This window comes from Brevibacillus porteri (assembly GCF_003013475.1).
Lineage (GTDB): Bacteria > Bacillota > Bacilli > Brevibacillales > Brevibacillaceae > Brevibacillus > Brevibacillus porteri.
On record NZ_PXZO01000003.1, the window covers coordinates 150,308 to 167,784 of the forward strand.

The window sequence follows — 17,477 nt, forward strand, 5'->3', positions numbered from 1 at the left end:
TTCCTCTTTTTTTTTGCATGCGATCAACAACGCTTGACGTAGCCAAGCTTTCTTAAGGTGTGCTATAATAATTCGGTTGTAACGAAAGAGGAGTGAAAACATGATTACCAATCCGGCAATTGACGACTACGTGTCAAGCCTGGTACCCGAGCGTTCTCCGCTGCTCAAGCGAATGGAGCAGGAGGCGGCAGAGGAAAACATTCCGATTGTGCAGCTCCCGTCCGCTCAAGTCATGCGGATGTTGTTATTGCTGCATCGTCCCAAAGCGATTCTGGAAGTGGGTACGGCAATTGGCTATTCCACCATTTGGCTTGCAGAAGCTGCGCCGGAAGCGCGAATTGTCACGATGGACATAGATGAAGATCGATTGGCGAGAGCACGGGAAAATATAAAAGAAGCAGGATGTGCAGATCGTGTGGAAATACTCTCACGTGACGCCACTTTAGGGCTGCCGGAGTCATATCAATTTGACTGCCTGTTTATCGATGCGGCTAAAGGTCAGTATCGAGTATTCCTCGATTTGTATCTACCGCTTCTCCGCGAAGGCGGTTTGGTAATCAGCGACAATGTCCTGTTCCGAGGACTGGTGGCGACCCCAGAAGAAGCGGGCAAGCGCCAGCGTCCGATGGTGGACAAGCTGCTTTCTTATAATTCGCATCTGATGGAGCGTCCTGATTTAGAAACGACATTTATTCCAGTCGGAGACGGGCTGGCCATCAGTATGAAAAAGAGTAAAAACATAGGGTCGTAAACGTGTAAAGCATCATGAGGAAGGGGACATGAAGCATGGGTAACCCCGTATTGATTGGGGTAGCGGGAGGCAGTGGTTCTGGAAAAACGACTGTAGCAAAGGAGCTGTACCGCCAGTTCCAAAATGATAGTGTAACGATGATTGAGCAGGACTCCTACTACAAGGATCAAAGCCATTTGAGCCCAGAAGAGCGGGCGTTGACTAACTACGACCATCCCTTCGCTTTTGACAACGATTTGTTGCTTGCGCATTTGCAAGAGCTGATGCAAGGAAAGGCGATCCAAAAACCGATCTACGACTTCAAGGAGCATAACCGTAAGCCAGAGCAGATCCAGGTAGACCCGAAGGATGTCATCATTCTGGAAGGAATGCTGATTCTGGAGGATGAGCGGATTCGTGATTTGATGGATATCAAGGTATTCGTTGATACCGATGCGGACGTGCGTATTGTACGCCGAATCGTACGTGACATCGAAGAGCGCGGTCGTTCCCTCGATTCTGTCGTGACACAGTACCTAACCGTCGTTCGACCGATGCATTTGCAGTTTATTGAGCCGACCAAGCGATATGCAGATGTCATCATGCCAGAGGGCGGCTACAACCGAGTAGCATTGGATCTGTTATCCACGAAGATCAGCAATATTTTATTGGAGAAGCAACAGTTCGCCAATCAATCTTAAATACCTAAAAGTGCACCGTGACATACGGTGTGCTTTTTTCTTTGATCGTTGTTTCTGTCGCGTATATTCCGGCAATACTGGTGAAAAAAGCCAGGGAGGGAATTCGATGCAGCTGGATCGACGAATCAAAAGACGTCACTTTCTTGTATTGTTGTCCATGTCGTTGTTATGGCTCGGTTTGGTCATGCGATTGTGGTGGATTCAACTCGGATCGCCCCATCGGTTTTCTCGGCATGGCGTTGATTTGGTAAAGGCAGCAGTAAAGCAAAGACAGCAAAGCATCGTGCTGCATAGCGGGCGTGGCGATATCGTGGATCGAAGTGGGTACGCCTTTACCGGAGAAGAGCATCTCGCCTTGATTTTGTTCCCATTGGCGCGTGGGAGCCTGCAAGGAACAGATGGCTTGCAGCGATTGGCTCAAATAACAGGAGAATCCAAGGAACGGCTGTCGGAGACCATGGAAAAGGCAAAAGTACCGCTGCTTATGCGAGAGGAGTCAGGCAAGCTGGTGATGCTCACCGAGCGGCAGGCTGAGGAAATCAATGCACTTGCCATCCCAGGAGTTGTGGCATTGGCGGTGACAGAGCGATACCGCGCTGATGAAGTAGCCAAGCATCTGATTGGTTTTATCCATAAAAATCCCGACATGGTGCAGAAGCTGTATCCAGATGAATGGACAAGCGGCAAAATGAATGCCGAGAGCACGCTGGGGGCATCGGGTCTGGAGCGAAGCTTTGACCGGTTTTTACAGGGAGTAGAGCCGTCTGTCTTGTCCTATTATGTAGATGGGCACGGACAACCGCTCCGAGGGCTGGATATTCGCTATACGAAGCAGTCGAATCAATACTATCCGCTTTCATTAACGACTACCTTGGATGCAGCAATCCAGAGAAGTATGGAGGCAGCAGCCGATCAAGTAGGATTAAAAGAGGGCAGTATCGTCGTTTTGGACGTACAAACAGCCGATGTTCTTGCAGCTGTGAGCCGCCCTACCTATGATCAAACGAATGTTGCAGGAAACATCAGCGACTGGAAGAATCGCGCATTCAAACAACTCCCGCCTGGTTCTGTCTATAAAACAGTGGTAGCAGCAGCCGCTTTGGCGGAAGGAATGGTTTCACCAATTGACCGTTTCACATGTACGGGGGAGTACGGGAAGTACCATTTCTCCTGCTGGAAAAAAGAAGGTCACGGCAGTGTGACGCTGGAAGAAGCGTATGCCCAATCCTGCAATATTGCGATTGCCCATATCGCCAAGCTGGTGGGCGGAGAAAAGTTGGAGGAATATGCAAAAAAGCTAGGCTTGACCACTCAAGTAGGGCATGTTACCCCTCATCTGTATAAACTCAAAAACTTTAAGCAGCTGGATGGCGAAGAGCCGGGGAGAGTCTTTGCAGAGGGTATATCCCGCGACGATGAAGGCATCCTGATTCAAAGCGCCATTGGTCAGCGGGATGTACGTATTACCCCCTTGCAAGCAGCCAATATGATGGTAACGATTTTGCATGGCGGTCAAAGCTCTCAGGTACGGCTGGTAAAAGAGATCGCATACCGAAATGGTCAGTCGTTCCACACATTCCCCGAGCAGGAGCTCTCTTTGGACGGGATTGACTACGTCACAGCCAATAAATTGCGAAAAATGATGCGTAAAGTCGTCACAGAGGGAACGGGACAGATGCTCATGAATGCCGCTTGGCAGGTGGCAGGCAAAAGCGGGACTGCGCAAATCGGGGATGCGAATGGAAACAACCATCTGTGGTTTCTCGGGTACGCTCCGCTAGAAGAGCCGCGTTACGCCATTTGTGTCGTGGCAGAAAATCAGCCGAGCTGGGGAAAAAACCAGGCTATGGAGCTTTTTCACCGAGCTGTCGCTGGGCTTGCCGATCATACAGCTCAATCTTCCCAACCTCGCGAAGAGTATTTCCGAGGATGAATCCTCTTGCGTTAATTTGATTGTTTTTACCTAGCCCGACGATCAGCATGAGGGGAGAGGAGGACATGTACATGGATTGCGACGCTTTTGCCCAAATGGTTCGCTTATCACCTTTGCTGGGAGATAGTCGTTTTACCGTATGGCTATGCCAATCACCAATGTATTTCCATTGTCGATGTGTGCTTAATTTGCGGACGAGCTTATTGAGATGCGTATCATCGAAAAAAATAGAATGTGGCTGGTGAATCGCATTTGGGCCTGGTTCACTTGCATACGTAACGACCCATTTATCCTCACCAAGTGGGTATCCCATCATCACCCCTCCTGTTTCCAGCGAGGGTTTTTTTCGTACGGCCTGCTCAATCTGTTTCCACGCTTTTGGTGTGATGTACAGCGTCGTCATGAGACGTTCGTCCCTCCTTGATAAAACCACTGACATTTGCTTGATATCATATGTATGCGAATAGTGAAATGTACCGTTGTCCAGCAAAGTTATGAATGGTCGAAAAAAAGATTGTAACTCACCCTCTTCCTTTCTATAATTTGAGTAAAAGTGTGAGTTCAAAAAGTCGCCTTTTTGAACAACCTCTAAAAAGACGGAGACTGGAAAGGTTGATTGTATGCCTTTGGCACCTGTTGATCTCTCACTGATTGGACAAGTTTTAGCGGCTGATTTGTACACCGAACAAGGAATTCTGCTGCTGGGACAAAACACGACGATCACGGCGGCCCATGTGATCCTATTGCAAAAGCAACGAGTCCGTGAGGTTGACATTATACAGAGTCTTACGGAGGGAACCGGTGAGGAAGTAACTTCTCAACTATTCCAACTAGAGGCAGATTCTGAGACCGTTGCTGCTTATGTACAAGCCCTCGACAAAACGAGACTACTCTTCGATGAACTGACAGTTGGCGGGACACCGAGTCTCGATCATTTTTCCAACATCTTTTTTGATGTATCAGAAAAATCGACGAAGCATTTGGGTTTGTTCCGGAACTTGTACGTACTGGAAGGGGCAGACAGCTATACATACCGACATTCATTAAATGTAGGCATTCTCTGTTCGCTCATTGCTCGTTTGATGAAATGGGATGAAGAGCGAATAACATTCATGGGGACAGCCGGATTTTTGCATGACATTGGAAAAATGAGGGTACCAAAAGAAATATTGCTTAAGCCAGGCAAGCTAAGTGAAGAAGAATTTGCGATCATGAAGAAGCATACCATTTACGGCTATGAAATGATCCGTGAGATGAGTGGTGGGTCTGAGCTGTTGGCATTGTGTGCCTTGCTGCATCACGAGCGACTCGATGGGTCTGGCTATCCGGAGCAAAGAAAAGGCGATAGCATTCCGATCGAATGTCAGGTGCTCGCCGTTGCGGACATGTTTGATGCGATCTGTTCCGATCGGGTGTACAAAGGGAGGACGTCCCCATTCGAGGCGGCACAGCTCCTGTGGAAGGAAGCCTGTAACGGGACGTTGAACGTTGAGATTGTTGCACAGTTTGTCCGCTACATTGCCTTGCTGTACGTAGGCGCAAAGGCGAGGTTGAGTAGCGGGGAAGAAGTCGAAGTGATTCTTATCCATCAGGATGAGCCAATGCGTCCGTTGGTAAGAAGAATGGGTGAATTCCTCGATTTGCGGCATGATCGTAAACTGACGATTGAAAAAATGATAGGATAGGAAAGTCGATGCAAAGAAGGTGAAACCGCTCTTGGGAAATGAGAGCGGTTTCATTGTTGCTGATCTGTGAACGATCATCGGGAAAGCTCGATCAGATTGGCAGATTGTGACACAATGAAAGTGTGCATGATAGACCAAGAAAAGAAAAGAAAAGAGCCGTGTCGTGCGAATGCTCGAAACGCAAGGAGGAAACACATGATACGCAAAGCGGAACCCACAGATGCAGCTTTTGCTGCGCCATTAATTTATGATGCCATTGGAGATATCGCCCATACGTTGACAGGTGCAACGGAGGAAGCGGATGCGATTCGCATGATGGAGGAGTTTTTTGCGAAGGAAAATAACCGACTCAGCTACGAAAACGCGGTGATTGCCATGGATGGAGATGTACCGGTAGGACTTGCGCTCTTTTATCATGGAAGCCAAACAGAGGCACTCGATCGCCCATTCGTTGAGCATGTCCAACGTTTGACTGGCGAGACGATTACGCTTGTAAAAGAAGCAAAGGATGACGAATTCTATTTAGATTCTGTCGCGGTTGATTCCTCATGCAGAGGGAAGGGGATCGGATCTCTTCTGCTGGATGCCTTTGAAAAAGAAGCGATTCAGCGCGGGCATGACCGAATCGCTTTGCTCGTAGACGAGGAAAAACCACGTGCGCGCAAGCTGTATGAATCGCTCGGCTATCGTGAGGATGGGACAGTGATCGTAAGCGGGCATAAATTGAGCCATATGGTGAAGGACATAGCGGAAAAGGCGTAAGAAGAATACAACAGCGGCCACCTATGACCTGAAAATAAAGTCTTAGACTGGTCGCTGTTTTTTATTGAACGATCTATCTGCGATCAAAAGCAAGACTCGCAGCAAGACCTGTCAAGACGCTTGCCATTAGCCAGCGTTGCACCCGTAGCCATGTTGGGCGTGTACCAAACCACAGAGCAACTCTGCTCGCTACAAGAACAATAAGCAGGTTAATGGTAAAGCTGACAGCTATTTGTGTTAGACCTAACGTAGCACTTTGCAGGAGCACCGATCCCCGCGCAGGATCTACAAACTGCGGTAAGAGTGAAACATACAAGATAGCAATTTTGGGGTTCAGTAGATTTGTGATCAATCCCATCAAAAATAACTTTTTCGGCGGTTCAATAGGAAGAGTATCAGGCTTGAGAATGGAAGCAGCACCTGGTTTGACCGCATTCCAAGCGAGCCAGAGCAGGTAGACAGCCCCGGCCCACTTGACTGATTCGTAAACGAACGGAACCGTTATGAAAAGAGCCGAGAGACCGAACATGGTTGCAATCATGTAAATTACGAATCCAAGTATAACACCAAGAAGTGAGATGACTCCGGCTGTGCGACCTTGCGAAATCGTACGAGAAATGAGGTAAATCATGTTAGGACCAGGAGAACAGACCATACCAAGCGAAACAAATACAAAGGTAATAAGAGTACCAAAACTCACCAATTTTCATTACTCCTCTCCGTGGTTCATCAAAGTTAGAAACCATTAATACCAATGAACGGAATTACCAAGATCGCAACGAAGCCAGCTTACTGGGGCAGCAAAGCGGTGTCTAGCCCCAGTTTCTTTCTATTAACCTGCCTTTACAGAGAGATTAATTGGGTGAGGGCAGATAAGGTGTGAGATCAAACTTCCAGTCAAATTCACGGATCGGACTGTACTTACCCGTCAGGAGCTTCAAAATATGAGCTTCGGTTGCTTTACTCGTATTTTTGGACGCTCCTGCTTCGTCGTAAAGATTGCCACATGCATACGCAAATAAATACTCTTCCCAGCTCGAATAAGCGAGTTGGATTCGCTTGGCTACGTCCAGCATGCTTTCTACGGCATCCGCCTTGGGAAGATAGGACTGCTGGGCGCCTGCTTTGCAAATAATGAGATACCAGGCGTAATCAAAGGCGGCAATGCCGGCATGTGGGAGTCTGTTCATATACGAGTACACGATCAACTGTCGGGCTGACTCCGTGTCGCCTTTTTTTAAGGATGCGATGTAGTTGGAACGATTGGCAGCGCTGAGTGCAGATAATACGTGGCGATGCTGATCAAATTCAGCTCTTCGCCCATGTTCCCAAAACCAAGTCAAGCGCTCTTGCGTTTTGGCGGCATCTCCCGTGTCCCATCTGTTATCAATTCGAAGCCGCAAAAACGTATCGCGCAGGCGGTTGTATTCGTGGATGGCCAAATAATACGCGAGTTGCTTCTGATTTAAGCAAACAGAGGAGAGAGCATGCAAGTAGCGGCTTAATTTTGGGTCGATCTCTTTTCCGTTTTCTGCTTCTTTTGTCATGGAATTCCTCTCTGCCTCCTTTAGTGGAATGTCAATGCTTTGCGAGTTTTGGGAATCTCACGAATGATGCGGATGTAATACAGCATGGAGATTATCGCGAGAATGCCCAGAAGCCATGATCCCGTCCATCCTTTTTCTTCTAAGTCAGGCTTGGCATTGATATACATATCGGTCACGAGAACTGCATTGTGAGGATGCTTGCGTTTGTCCAAAGTATTCACAATGACAGGTAACATCTCACCATCCGGTATCGCCTTGAGCGTTCCTCGCATCGTAATGGAATGTTTGTCATGAATTTCTTTGGCATGATCGTAGTCCGTAATGACAATGATCGCTTGTTGATCCAGATAACCCACATTTACATAACCGGTGTCAGAGTTTAACAGATCTCGCTCTTCGGCTTTGGCAGCAGGAATGAACTCGGCTTTTGGCTCGGGATGCTTCTCTTTGTCATAGACGCGGAGCATATTGATATAAGAAGCTTTGGTCAATGTAAATTGCACCTGGTAGCCAAGAGGAGTTTGTTTCAACTCGTCCATCGTCTCAATTGGGACAGGCTTATATTTATTGACCAAGGAGTCAAATATCTGCTCCGAAGTCATCTCCAGCTTCATGGATACAACAGCAAACATAGCGTAATGGAGCAGAAGGAGAAAAATAATCGTCCAAATGTTACGTCTCGTGTAGATGGCAAAAAATTGCTTGAACCTTGCTAGCTTGCCAGGAAGCCCGAGTACGCGTAAGGTTTTTCTCCTAGCTGCTTTGGCTTGCTTGTTCGCAGTTGGTTCGGTCATCTTGTTAAACGGAGATTGTATTTGCGTCAGACATATCTTCGCATCAATATCGGAGGGATTATGCGAAAGCATCTCCTGGAAAACCTCTTGAGCCTTCTCCCACTCGCCCAGTTGAAGATAACTTTTCCCCAGCAAGCTGCGAGCGTCCCACAGTTCTGGCATGCGAGTGAGGATTTCCTCGCAATCTTTGATCGCATCAGCAGCATCTCCCTTTTCGAGAAAAAGTCGGGCACGATACAAATACGCATCGATGTTATCTGGATCAAGACGTATCAGTTGATCAAAGGTATGAAAGGCACGATTCTTATTTCCGGTTCGTAAAAAATATTCGCCCTGTAAACGGATCAAATCGGGATCAAGAGGGTACAGGGCATGGGCTTTTGCCAAATAGCTCTGAGCCGTTTCCCAATCATTTTCCATGAGGGCAAATAACGCATCGCTGCGCCATTCTAGAAACGCTTCAATATTCAAGTCCTCGCGATTCTCAAAAGAGTGGTAACGCAGTGTGAAGGTCTGATTGAGCTGGCCGTTCAGGTAAGCGACAAAACGCCCTGAGAGCTGGCTTGCGAGCTTTTCCGATTTCTCCCGCCATTGAAAATGGGAATCGAGCAGATTCCACACCTCATGAGGCAAGTGATAGTGTTCTTCTAAAAAGTGGAGAAATTGCGTATCGATGAGTTGATGGCAACCGACATTCCACATGGCCTCGTCATTCAGCAACTCACGCCAGTTTTCAAGCTTGATTCTTTCGTGATAGTTATCGTACAACTCTTGCGTACGGCGGAAAAAACGCTCCACCATATCATTGGGGCTCATGGAGCGTTCGAAATGATCGTAGCTCTCTGTGAAATCGTACCGCTGGGGAATGGGGATTCCTTCTTGAGAGACCACTTCTTGCGTTGTTTCCTCTAAAAACCTGTCAAACAGGGGGAGTCGCTGCGGTGGATCGTAGTTAGGCTGCTCTTCTTCTTCCGATTCATGATTCTCCCCCTCATCGAGCTGTCTCGGCTGTCTTCTTTCCGGTAGGGGCGTTTCTTCGAACATTCGATTGCGCTTGGTATTGCGTGTGTACTTCAGGGCGAGGTCATACGCCTCTCGCAATCGCTGAAAGCCTTCAGGATCAACCTCCGGATTGTACACCTTCAACATTTTGGCATACGCCTTTTTTATCTGGGCAGGATTGTCCGTCGGTTCAATCCCGAGAATCTCCCAAATCCCCATTAATACTCATTCCACCCTTCAAACATGTCCAGCTGCTGCTTCAATTCTTCTGCTGCTTTGGCGATGTCTCTTTCATTTTGGGTGGAGAGGACACTTTCGAAGCGGCGTAAGTAATTCGCAATGATCATACGGTCTTCACCCAACGCTTCCTCATACATACGCTCGCCTTTTGCCAGAAGCAATCGATTTTCGGTTCGCTCTCTAGGGTGGATCTTAATGTTTTGAAGAGCTTGGAAACGCTCCTCAATTTCTTGTTTTGATAGGCTACCCGGATTTTTTTCGATGACGGCCTTGGTTTTGACACCTGAAGATACGACAGTCACTTCGACTTCCAGAATCCCGTTGATGTCATATGTATAACGAACATCGATAGATTCCTCGCCCTTTTTGGCAGGAGGAACTTTTACATTCAATTCGCCCAGCTTGAGGTTATGTTCGACGCGTCGGCTTTCCCCTTGATACACGTCAACGAGAATAGAGCGTTGATAATCGAGAACGGTGTATAGCCGTTCTACCCGACTGACCGGGATTGGCGTATTGCGCTCGATGATCGGAAAGAAGTAGCCATCCTCGTGTTTGCCGTTTGCCATGGTTTGTACAATACCCGTACCGAGTGTGTATGGGCAAACATCGGTCAAAACAAGCTCGTTTAACGCCTCGTTGCGTTCCTTGAGTGCTGCTTGAATCGCTGTTCCCAATGCAACAGCCTCATCGGGATTAATATGGGAATGGGGCAGGCGCCCAAATATCTTGCTAACGATGGATTTGATAAGCGGCATCCGTGTCGCACCGCCAATAAGCACGATTGCGTCCAGTTCCCGGGGTGAGATGGAAGCGTCTCGCAAAGCACGTTCGATCGGCTGACGCAGTCGTTGCAGCAGAGGAAACGCGAGTTCTTCCAGCTGATTCCGGCTGAGAGTTGTTTCAACCAGCTCTCCCTGGATATTGACACTCATTTTCCCTTCTTGGTCGGAAAACAAGGCGCGCTTGCACAGCTCAGCTTGTTTGTGGATGGACGAACGCGTTTTGCTGTCCAGCGTGTTGATATCGAGTCGATGGGCTTCTATAAAATAAGAGGCAATCAGATCGGTAAAGTCTTCGCCGCCCAAAAAGTTGTCTCCAGCGATTGATTTTACTTCCATCACACCTTCGAACATTTCCAAAATAGAAACGTCAAACGTTCCGCCACCTAAATCGAATACGAGGAATTGTGTCTCGGATTCCTCCTGATGGAGCCCATATGAGATCGCGGCGGCAGTCGGTTCGCTGATCAAACGCTCTACTTTCAGTCCAGCGAGCTCTGCTGCTCGTTTCGTTGCTTTGCGTTGTGTGTCATTGAAATAAGCAGGTACACTGATAACCGCTTCGTGAACGGAGTGCCCGAAATGAGCCTCAGCATCGGCCTTCAAAGATTTAATCACAAAGGAGGAAAGGTCTTCGGCAGAAAGAGAATATCTCCCCAGTTGGTATCTTTTTTCTGTCCCCATAAACCGTTTGAAGGTAGAAGCAGTACGATCTGGGTGTGTTAAGAGGCGCTCTCTGGCGATTTTTCCAATCAAGATCTCGCCGTTCTCATCGACGCTGACCACAGAAGGAGTCAGTGTTTCTCCGAGCGCGTTTGGAATGAGCACGGGTCCATTCTCAGTCCAGTAGGCCACCAGACTGTTCGTCGTGCCCAAATCAATTCCAATGGTGGTCATCAGTTAGGTCCTCATTTCCGTGTTTTTTCTACTAATATCGGTAAAAGTAGAGACTTTGTAGATAATTTTACCATGAAAAAAATGGATGTAATTGGTGCTTTAGTAGGATATGAAATCGAATTTTAGATAAAGAAAATAGAAATAGAATTCGGAAGATAGAAAACGACAAACGAGAGAGGTCGTTATGCCAATGCAGCAGCGAATGGAAAAGTGGTTTAAAGCGTGGAAGTTACTTATGCATGATATGGAGCGACAAGGTGCCCAGGTTTGGCCGCTCACGGTAGAACCACCGGCGGCGCTGGAAGAAATCGAAAGAAGAGAGGAAAGTCTCGGGGTTAGCTTTCCCCCGACGATCCGTACCATTTTGCTTGCGGGCAGCAGTCAAGTTCAAATAAATTGGTCGTTGCCATCTCGAGCGTTAGATCCTTTTTCACTCAGTGGAGATTTTGGATGGTCATTGGATGCATTTGAGTGGCCGTACTTTGGCGGAGACGAAGAGAGTGAGGACGAGAAAAGGTATCTCTGTTTTCACGTCGGCGGTAATGGCGACATGCTCCTCATCGATTTGTCGACAGGCGCGGATGACCCACCTGTCTATTCTTGGGGGCATGAGACAGACGAGTTCCAATTACTCGGAAGAAGCTTCACAGAGTTCGTAGAGCGAGTCACGGAGCTGGGCTGTATTGGGGCAGAGTGCTGGAATTATGAAGCACTCGCTGGTGCAGATGGGCTCGATGTCGAGGGGCAAGTCGCACAAGAGTGGAAAGAATGGCTGCAAATCTATCGAACGCTCACCTTTGAAGAGGCGGCGCAAGATTTCGAGAAGCTGGTCTTGTTTGCAAAAATGCATGGTGCAGGAGATACACGTATCCAAAAGGCATTTGCTCAGTACGATTGGGAGCCGGTTTTGCATAAATGGGTAGCGCAAATCGAGCAGGAAACCTCATCAAGCAATCTGCTACTCTGGTGCCAGCTCATTGTCGAGACAGTAGGTAAAAAGGCAGAGGGGTGGGTACGCTCGCTCTGGGAGTCTGGGCCACATTATGAACGGATAGGCTCGAGTCTACGTGCATACGTGACGGCAGCTTGTTTGCCAGAAGATGAGGGCTTGCAGCGAGTTTTGGCTGAGATGGACGAAGTTGTTGCCAGAAAAGAATGTCTGGTAGGCTATGCTGCCAACAGTCATTTGCATCACTTTCGCTCCCGTGAAGTCATTTTGTGGATGGAACCGCATGTGGCGTACCCGATTGAAGGCTGGGATGAGCTTTTCGCGATGTCACGTCCACAATGGGATGATCTGATTCGCTGGCTGGACGGAAATGAAGCACAGCGGCAGATTGCGTTAAGTGCTTGGGGGAAAATGCTGACGAGTGGCGAGTCGCCTTCTGGTGAAGCGAATTGGCAAGAAATCAATCGGTTGTTGGATGTAGCGTACGAGAAAGCCATTTTGCGCAAGGAAAAAGAGCGTGTAGATCGCATTCTCTCTTCCTTGGAAACAGCAAAGCATTAGACGAAGGGGCATTGACCCGTGTTTGTGCAAGAGGAATGGACCAAGGGGGAAAGACAATGAGAAATGTGGTAACGGTATGGGGAACAACCTTGCAGTCTTCTGATGAACTAGCGGATTTTCTGACTCCGGTTTACGATGAGGACGGGGATGTGATACCGTCTGGCTTTTTAACATCGTCAGGCCTTGAATGGGTAGACGAAGATTTTTTTGAAGTGCATGAGGTGCAGGATGCAGAAGCCAGAGCTGACTTTTTCACGTATTTGGAAAACGAATATGCGATGAATGCAACGCTCGATAGAAAAGAATGGCCCAAACAGCTAACAGAGGAGATGGGCAAGTACCCACATGTCATTTTGCTGTACGGCAATGAATCACGCTATGGTCCGATTAACAAAAAATTGTTCGATCTCACTGAGAGCGGGCAAGAAAAAAATTCACCAGTAGTCCTGCTCGCTAAACTTGTATTTGAGACAGAGGAGCGGTAAGGAGCAGGGAGGAATGCGTAAGAAAGGAGATACAGATATGGCTTACAATTTCGCAGATTTATATGATGCAGCTGAAGTGGGAGACCTTGAGCTCGTAAAAAAGATCGTCACGAAACAGACGGAATTGCTACATGAAAAGGATGAGTATGAGTTTTCCGTCCTGCATGGCGCTGTGATGACAGACGATGTTGACCTTATTGCGTATTTGGTCGCACAGGGAGCAGATGTCCATGCGAAAAACGATGAGGGTATTACCCCGTTGCATATCGCGCTCTATCCAGAGGTCGCAGAGGCGCTAATCGCGCACGGTGCAGACATACATGCCAGCGCTCATGATGGAAGTACTCCGCTTCATACACAGGTAGCGGATGGAGAGGAGCGTGTGGATGTGGTAGAGCTGCTGCTGGCTAAAGGTGCGAATCCTAACAAAAAGGACATGGAGGGGCAAACACCATACGATATAGCACGTGAGAGAGAAGACGAAGAGATGATGGCTTTATTTGAATAGGGGAAAAAGGTAAGCGTCTGTTATGATTTCGGACGCTTTATTTCTTGCTCGAGTGCTGTGACGCGTTTTTCCAGCTCGTCGATGGCTTTTTGCTTGGTTGCTGTGCGTTTTACGATGAACAAGCAGCAAGCAATGACTAGTGCTAAAGGCAGTAATAACATGACGAGTTGAAAGAGCACAGAACGCCATTCGATCGATACGGCGCCAAATTCTACCATGGGTGATCACTCCAATCATTCATTTTGTTCATTTTACCAAAATATCTCAATTTTTCGAAACAATCCTTTACCATACAAGCAACAGTGAATTAATCGATAACAACTCCCTGCGTACAGGCACGCATAGGCAACCGCCCACATAAGGATAGAAGTAAGCTATTCCAGACGTGGAGGTGGCAGCCATGTCCAGCATTATCGCGGCGCTTTCCCTTGTTTTTAAAGAACTTCTTGTTTTCGTGGCTTATGTCAAGAACAATGCCTTCCCGCAACCGCTTCAGGACACCGAAGAAGAAAAGTACCTCCGACTCATGGCCAAAGGCGACCCTTACGCCCGCAACAAGCTGATTGAGCACAATTTGCGTTTGGTGGCGCATATTGTGAAGAAATTCGAGAACACAGGTGAGGACAGTGAAGATCTGATTTCCATCGGTACCATTGGATTGATCAAAGCAATCGAGAGTTATCAGGTGGATAAGGGCACCAAGCTGGCTACGTATGCTGCGCGTTGTATTGAGAATGAGATTTTAAAGTCAAAAGGGTGTCTTGTGATGAAGAGTTATGAAAAAGGGGACCCTTATGGTCCCTTTACTGCTTTCAAGCTCCATGCTTGAACTTACATCATCAACCAATTAAAACCAAAAACGCCAATTGTCATTTTGTTTTGCTTCAAAATCTTTATACCATGATTGTCCGACTTGATTACCGAATTGGTCTAAAGCACGAACCATAATACTGTAATGATTTCCAACTCTTAAGCTACGAGCCGAAAATTCTGTAGATGTTTGTCGGCTTTTTTCCAAAACATAACCATCTGTAACGTTTGTGACTATAACTTCAAATCTTGTTGCAGTTGGTGGTTGATTCCAATATAAGTTTATGGTGACAAACTCAGCGAAAGGCTTTACCGCTTGTTTTTCAGATGCTTTTTTGGTGCTGGCAACATTGGTAACTGGTGCAAGCTGCTGTCCCTCTTGCGCAAATACAGGTGTCGCTGAAGTCAATAATGCCAGTGTTGCGAAAGCAGTAATAAACTTTTTCATTCTAACCACTCCTTCTATTTTCTTGCGTCCGATACAAAACAGGTTTGTTTGGACAACCATAATATACATCTTTTTCCAATATATGTAAATCTATGGAAATTTTAATTTTTTGTTACAATTTCTTTTTGCGAAATAATGTTCAAATAATTTTTGAAAGTGTGTAGATTAGTCTAACTGCCTAAATTAGTAAAGGACATCAATGGGGTTGGCTTGCGGAGGAGACCTCTGCCCGAAGGTTGAGTATCTCAGGGGAATCATGGTTGAGATGTAACTTTATTCAAGAAGCGTTCGTCTATCAAATGTATTTGCAAACTCCCGTGAATCAAATTCCGATACGTTTGCTACCACACTGAGGAGGTAACAAATCCATGAAAAAGGTTGTGTTCACCGCTGCATTCGCAGCCGTTCTGACTGTCGGACAGATCGCCTATCCAATTCAAGAAGCAGGAGCGGCAACAGCGGCATCCTATCGTATTGCCTACAATTTGCCCACGGTTCATACGCTGGAAGAAAAAGAAGTTTTTCATTCTCTCCTAAAAGATGCGCTTAAGATCAAAAATCCGCATCCCGCCAGCATCCTGGACAAAAACAGAAAAAGCCTCACGGAAATCGTCGGCGAACTTAACGGTACAGACACGCCGCGCGGTTTCATGATCGATGAATTCAGTGTTTCTAAAGATGGGTATTTGCTGGGCTTGTACAATGAGATCGGAATATTGGATCCCCTCTATCCTCAAGGTTACGATCCGGCCGCCATCAGCAAGCAAATAGAGCAGCAGCAAGCCTCTGGCCAATGGGAAGGCGAGCTACGGCAAAAGCGGGGAGAAGTGGAACTAAAAGCGCGGATAAACGCACTTGTCCAGGCGGGGTACGTACTGCCTGAGGACCTGAATGACCAACGGCTTACGAAGCAATTTGTTGCGGAGACGTTGTACCGCATGTACAAAAAAGTTAGGCCTTACAAGGGGAGTGTAGCTCCCAAGGACAGCCAAAGTGAAGCGGTCCGCTGGGCGGTAGAGGTGGGAGTGCCGGGATTCCAGGTCGATGCAAAAGGGTATGTGTATCCACAATCGCAGCCGTACTACACAGAAATGCTCAACTTCATCCATCTGTTTTTGCCGAGCAAAAAAACGGCGACTGGATGGGAGTATTTTCAATACGAAGTCAATCAAGACTTGTTGCTAGAGACCGTGCACAACTATTCGGGCGAATTCTTGCTTGTAAACAACAAGCCAATGTCTTCCCTTCCCAACTATGTGATGCTGTCTGATCTTCCGGAGAAGAAGAAGGCCGAAACGCAGTTCAGCGCCTCTCTTGCGCCTAAAGTAATTGAGATGGTGGAGCAGGTCCGGCAAGAAGTCCAAAAACCGCGCGTGTGGGACTGGCGAACAGACGTAATCAGGCATCCCTCCTTTGCCAAACTTGTGAGCGAGTACCGGAAAACGAAGAGCCAAAAAGCGCTGAATCAGGTCTATCAAACAGTCAAAGCCCGCTATAATTTATTCGATCGGCAGGACTCGCCGCAGGTTATGAAAAGCGTACTAGATCATATTCGGTGAGCGTTCGACGAGAACGGTTGGGGAGGGCCATTCCTAATTCATTCCTAATTATCTATATACAAGTATCGAACAATAGCACCCGTGTGGTGCTTTTTTCATGGAGGTGGGTGAAATGTAGTGCGCCAGTCGGACGAGATTGTAAAAGTTTTTCGTCCAGTTCAAACCGATGGAGAATCAAGCCACCTCTGTCGGGCATTTCTCAACGGCAGAGGACGACCAGCCGACATCCTAGATTATGAGGTCAATCCTTATATGCAAAAGTTGTTCATTATGGCTTGCCAAGCAATTGAAGCAGAAGAAGAGGAGAAAGTTAGCATATAGCTTTCTCCTTCTCCCGAGCGATAGGGGGCTGGGGAGAGGAGAAAAGTCACATTTTGTCGTATGAGCACGAATTAAATGGACTGACGCCTTTTGGTAGGAGAGGTAGAATGTAGACAGGAGGGAGTAGTATATATGAGACAGGTTTTAATTTTGTTAGTATTTCTGCTTTTAACTGGCTGTTCTAATGTATCGGATACAGAAAAGAGCTTGGTTGAAGTATTTGGCGAATCTACTAGTGGAATAAAAGATAAGCTGACCAATACGTCTGACTGGTATCAAAATTCGCAATCGTTCCCCAATCTTAAAGCTTCATCAAAATGGTTCGAACGTGACGAAGGTAACGGATTCAAGACATATTTTACTTTTTCTGAGGACAGTACTCATGCATTCGGATTAGTTGTAAACAAAAAGGAGAACAAGTTAGTTCAGGTTCTGGTAATGTCGGTTTTGGATCCAAAGTTTAATGAGAACGCGAGTGAAAAGGCATTTGCATCAGCCCAGATGATAACCACTGCGGCAGGCTGGACATTAGATGAAGCCAATGAAAAAATCAAGCAAATAACAGAAACAAGCATAGAGAAAGATACAGATCAGGTTAGTCACAATGGATTTGTTTTGAAAAGAGAAAGTAGAAGAGTGGAACAAATGGTATTCTATTCGATAAGACTGGAGAACGAAGAGGTTCCTGTAGAGTTTATGAGAGTATTAACTAATACATAGCAAAAGCGAAAACCATCTTATTTGAAGTGACCCCATAAAGTTA

At 47.0% G+C, this 17,477-nt stretch carries 19 protein-coding genes; 12 read left to right on the forward strand and 7 right to left on the reverse strand.

Going from position 1 to position 17,477, the window contains the following annotated elements:
* Window positions 1-100 precede the first annotated feature (100 nt).
* The 3 genes from C7R92_RS04590 to C7R92_RS04600 all read left to right on the forward strand — a co-directional run bounded on the left by C7R92_RS04590 (window position 101) and on the right by C7R92_RS04600 (window position 3,364).
* A complete protein-coding gene (locus C7R92_RS04590; protein ID WP_069850466.1) occupies window positions 101-751 on the forward strand; it encodes an O-methyltransferase in 651 nt (216 codons plus the stop codon).
* 35 nt (window positions 752-786) lie between these two features.
* Window positions 787-1,431 (forward strand): uridine kinase, encoded by a 645-nt coding sequence (gene udk / locus C7R92_RS04595; protein ID WP_106833388.1) that lies wholly within the window; start codon window positions 787-789, stop codon window positions 1,429-1,431.
* Window positions 1,432-1,537: 106 nt separating this feature from the next.
* A complete protein-coding gene (locus tag C7R92_RS04600) occupies window positions 1,538-3,364 on the forward strand; it encodes a peptidoglycan D,D-transpeptidase FtsI family protein (RefSeq protein WP_106833389.1) in 1,827 nt (608 codons plus the stop codon).
* Here the strand turns inward: C7R92_RS04600 and C7R92_RS04605 are convergent.
* Window positions 3,276-3,767, reverse strand: a complete 492-nt coding sequence (locus C7R92_RS04605; RefSeq protein ID WP_106833390.1) for a Mov34/MPN/PAD-1 family protein — start codon at window positions 3,765-3,767, stop codon at window positions 3,276-3,278. The genes C7R92_RS04600 and C7R92_RS04605 overlap by 89 nt on opposite strands.
* Window positions 3,768-3,984: 217 nt before the next feature.
* Here C7R92_RS04605 and C7R92_RS04610 point away from each other — a divergent pair, with 217 nt between their 5' ends.
* A complete protein-coding gene (locus tag C7R92_RS04610) occupies window positions 3,985-5,049 on the forward strand; it encodes an HD-GYP domain-containing protein (protein ID WP_106833391.1) in 1,065 nt (354 codons plus the stop codon).
* A 195-nt stretch (window positions 5,050-5,244) separates the two neighbouring features.
* Entirely contained in the window at window positions 5,245-5,811 is a 567-nt protein-coding gene (locus tag C7R92_RS04615) for a GNAT family N-acetyltransferase (protein ID WP_017247605.1), read from the forward strand.
* A 73-nt stretch (window positions 5,812-5,884) separates the two neighbouring features.
* Here C7R92_RS04615 and C7R92_RS04620 read toward each other — a convergent pair whose 3' ends face one another.
* The 4 genes from C7R92_RS04620 to C7R92_RS04635 form a co-directional block, all read right to left on the reverse strand.
* Entirely contained in the window at window positions 5,885-6,514 is a 630-nt protein-coding gene (locus C7R92_RS04620; RefSeq protein WP_146147599.1) for a LysE family translocator, read from the reverse strand.
* A 151-nt stretch (window positions 6,515-6,665) separates the two neighbouring features.
* The gene (locus tag C7R92_RS04625; RefSeq protein ID WP_106833392.1) at window positions 6,666-7,358 is read right to left on the reverse strand and encodes a DUF1266 domain-containing protein; all 693 of its coding nucleotides are present in this window, start codon (window positions 7,356-7,358) and stop codon (window positions 6,666-6,668) included.
* Between the two features lie 20 nt (window positions 7,359-7,378).
* A complete protein-coding gene (locus C7R92_RS04630; RefSeq protein WP_106833393.1) occupies window positions 7,379-9,373 on the reverse strand; it encodes a J domain-containing protein in 1,995 nt (664 codons plus the stop codon).
* Window positions 9,373-11,073 (reverse strand): molecular chaperone HscC, encoded by a 1,701-nt coding sequence (locus C7R92_RS04635; protein WP_069850449.1) that lies wholly within the window; start codon window positions 11,071-11,073, stop codon window positions 9,373-9,375. Before C7R92_RS04635 ends, C7R92_RS04630 begins: the two co-directional genes overlap by 1 nt.
* A gap of 184 nt (window positions 11,074-11,257) precedes the next feature.
* Between C7R92_RS04635 and C7R92_RS04640 the strand changes: the two genes are divergently transcribed.
* Genes C7R92_RS04640 through C7R92_RS04650 form a run of 3 tightly spaced genes read left to right on the forward strand, consistent with a single transcriptional unit; the run spans window position 11,258 to window position 13,576 of the window.
* Window positions 11,258-12,583: an SMI1/KNR4 family protein gene (locus tag C7R92_RS04640; protein ID WP_106833394.1), complete on the forward strand. Its 1,326-nt coding sequence runs from the start codon at window positions 11,258-11,260 to the stop codon at window positions 12,581-12,583.
* Between the two features lie 56 nt (window positions 12,584-12,639).
* Complete coding sequence (locus C7R92_RS04645) at window positions 12,640-13,068, forward strand: immunity 22 family protein (RefSeq protein ID WP_106833395.1); 429 nt, start codon at window positions 12,640-12,642, stop codon at window positions 13,066-13,068.
* Between the two features lie 13 nt (window positions 13,069-13,081).
* Complete coding sequence (locus C7R92_RS04650; protein ID WP_244195646.1) at window positions 13,082-13,576, forward strand: ankyrin repeat domain-containing protein; 495 nt, start codon at window positions 13,082-13,084, stop codon at window positions 13,574-13,576.
* Between the two features lie 20 nt (window positions 13,577-13,596).
* Here the strand turns inward: C7R92_RS04650 and C7R92_RS04655 are convergent, their stop codons facing one another.
* Entirely contained in the window at window positions 13,597-13,794 is a 198-nt protein-coding gene (locus C7R92_RS04655; RefSeq protein ID WP_106833396.1) for a hypothetical protein, read from the reverse strand.
* A 182-nt stretch (window positions 13,795-13,976) separates the two neighbouring features.
* On the opposite strand from C7R92_RS04655, the gene C7R92_RS04660 reads away from it, so the two are divergent.
* Entirely contained in the window at window positions 13,977-14,405 is a 429-nt protein-coding gene (locus tag C7R92_RS04660; protein WP_083261698.1) for a sigma-70 family RNA polymerase sigma factor, read from the forward strand.
* Window positions 14,406-14,423: 18 nt separating this feature from the next.
* On the opposite strand, the gene C7R92_RS04665 is transcribed toward C7R92_RS04660, so the two are convergent.
* Window positions 14,424-14,834 carry a hypothetical protein gene (locus C7R92_RS04665; RefSeq protein WP_069850441.1) on the reverse strand — a complete coding sequence of 137 codons (411 nt, stop codon included), beginning with the start codon at window positions 14,832-14,834 and terminating at the stop codon, window positions 14,424-14,426.
* Window positions 14,835-15,202: 368 nt separating this feature from the next.
* Between C7R92_RS04665 and C7R92_RS04670 the strand changes: the two genes are divergently transcribed.
* The 3 genes from C7R92_RS04670 to C7R92_RS04680 all read left to right on the forward strand — a co-directional run bounded on the left by C7R92_RS04670 (window position 15,203) and on the right by C7R92_RS04680 (window position 17,434).
* Window positions 15,203-16,393, forward strand: a complete 1,191-nt coding sequence (locus C7R92_RS04670; RefSeq protein WP_106833397.1) for a hypothetical protein — start codon at window positions 15,203-15,205, stop codon at window positions 16,391-16,393.
* 117 nt (window positions 16,394-16,510) lie between these two features.
* A complete protein-coding gene (locus tag C7R92_RS04675) occupies window positions 16,511-16,714 on the forward strand; it encodes a hypothetical protein (RefSeq protein ID WP_106833398.1) in 204 nt (67 codons plus the stop codon).
* Between the two features lie 132 nt (window positions 16,715-16,846).
* The gene (locus C7R92_RS04680) at window positions 16,847-17,434 is read left to right on the forward strand and encodes a hypothetical protein (protein ID WP_106833399.1); all 588 of its coding nucleotides are present in this window, start codon (window positions 16,847-16,849) and stop codon (window positions 17,432-17,434) included.
* Window positions 17,435-17,477: the final 43 nt, after the last annotated feature.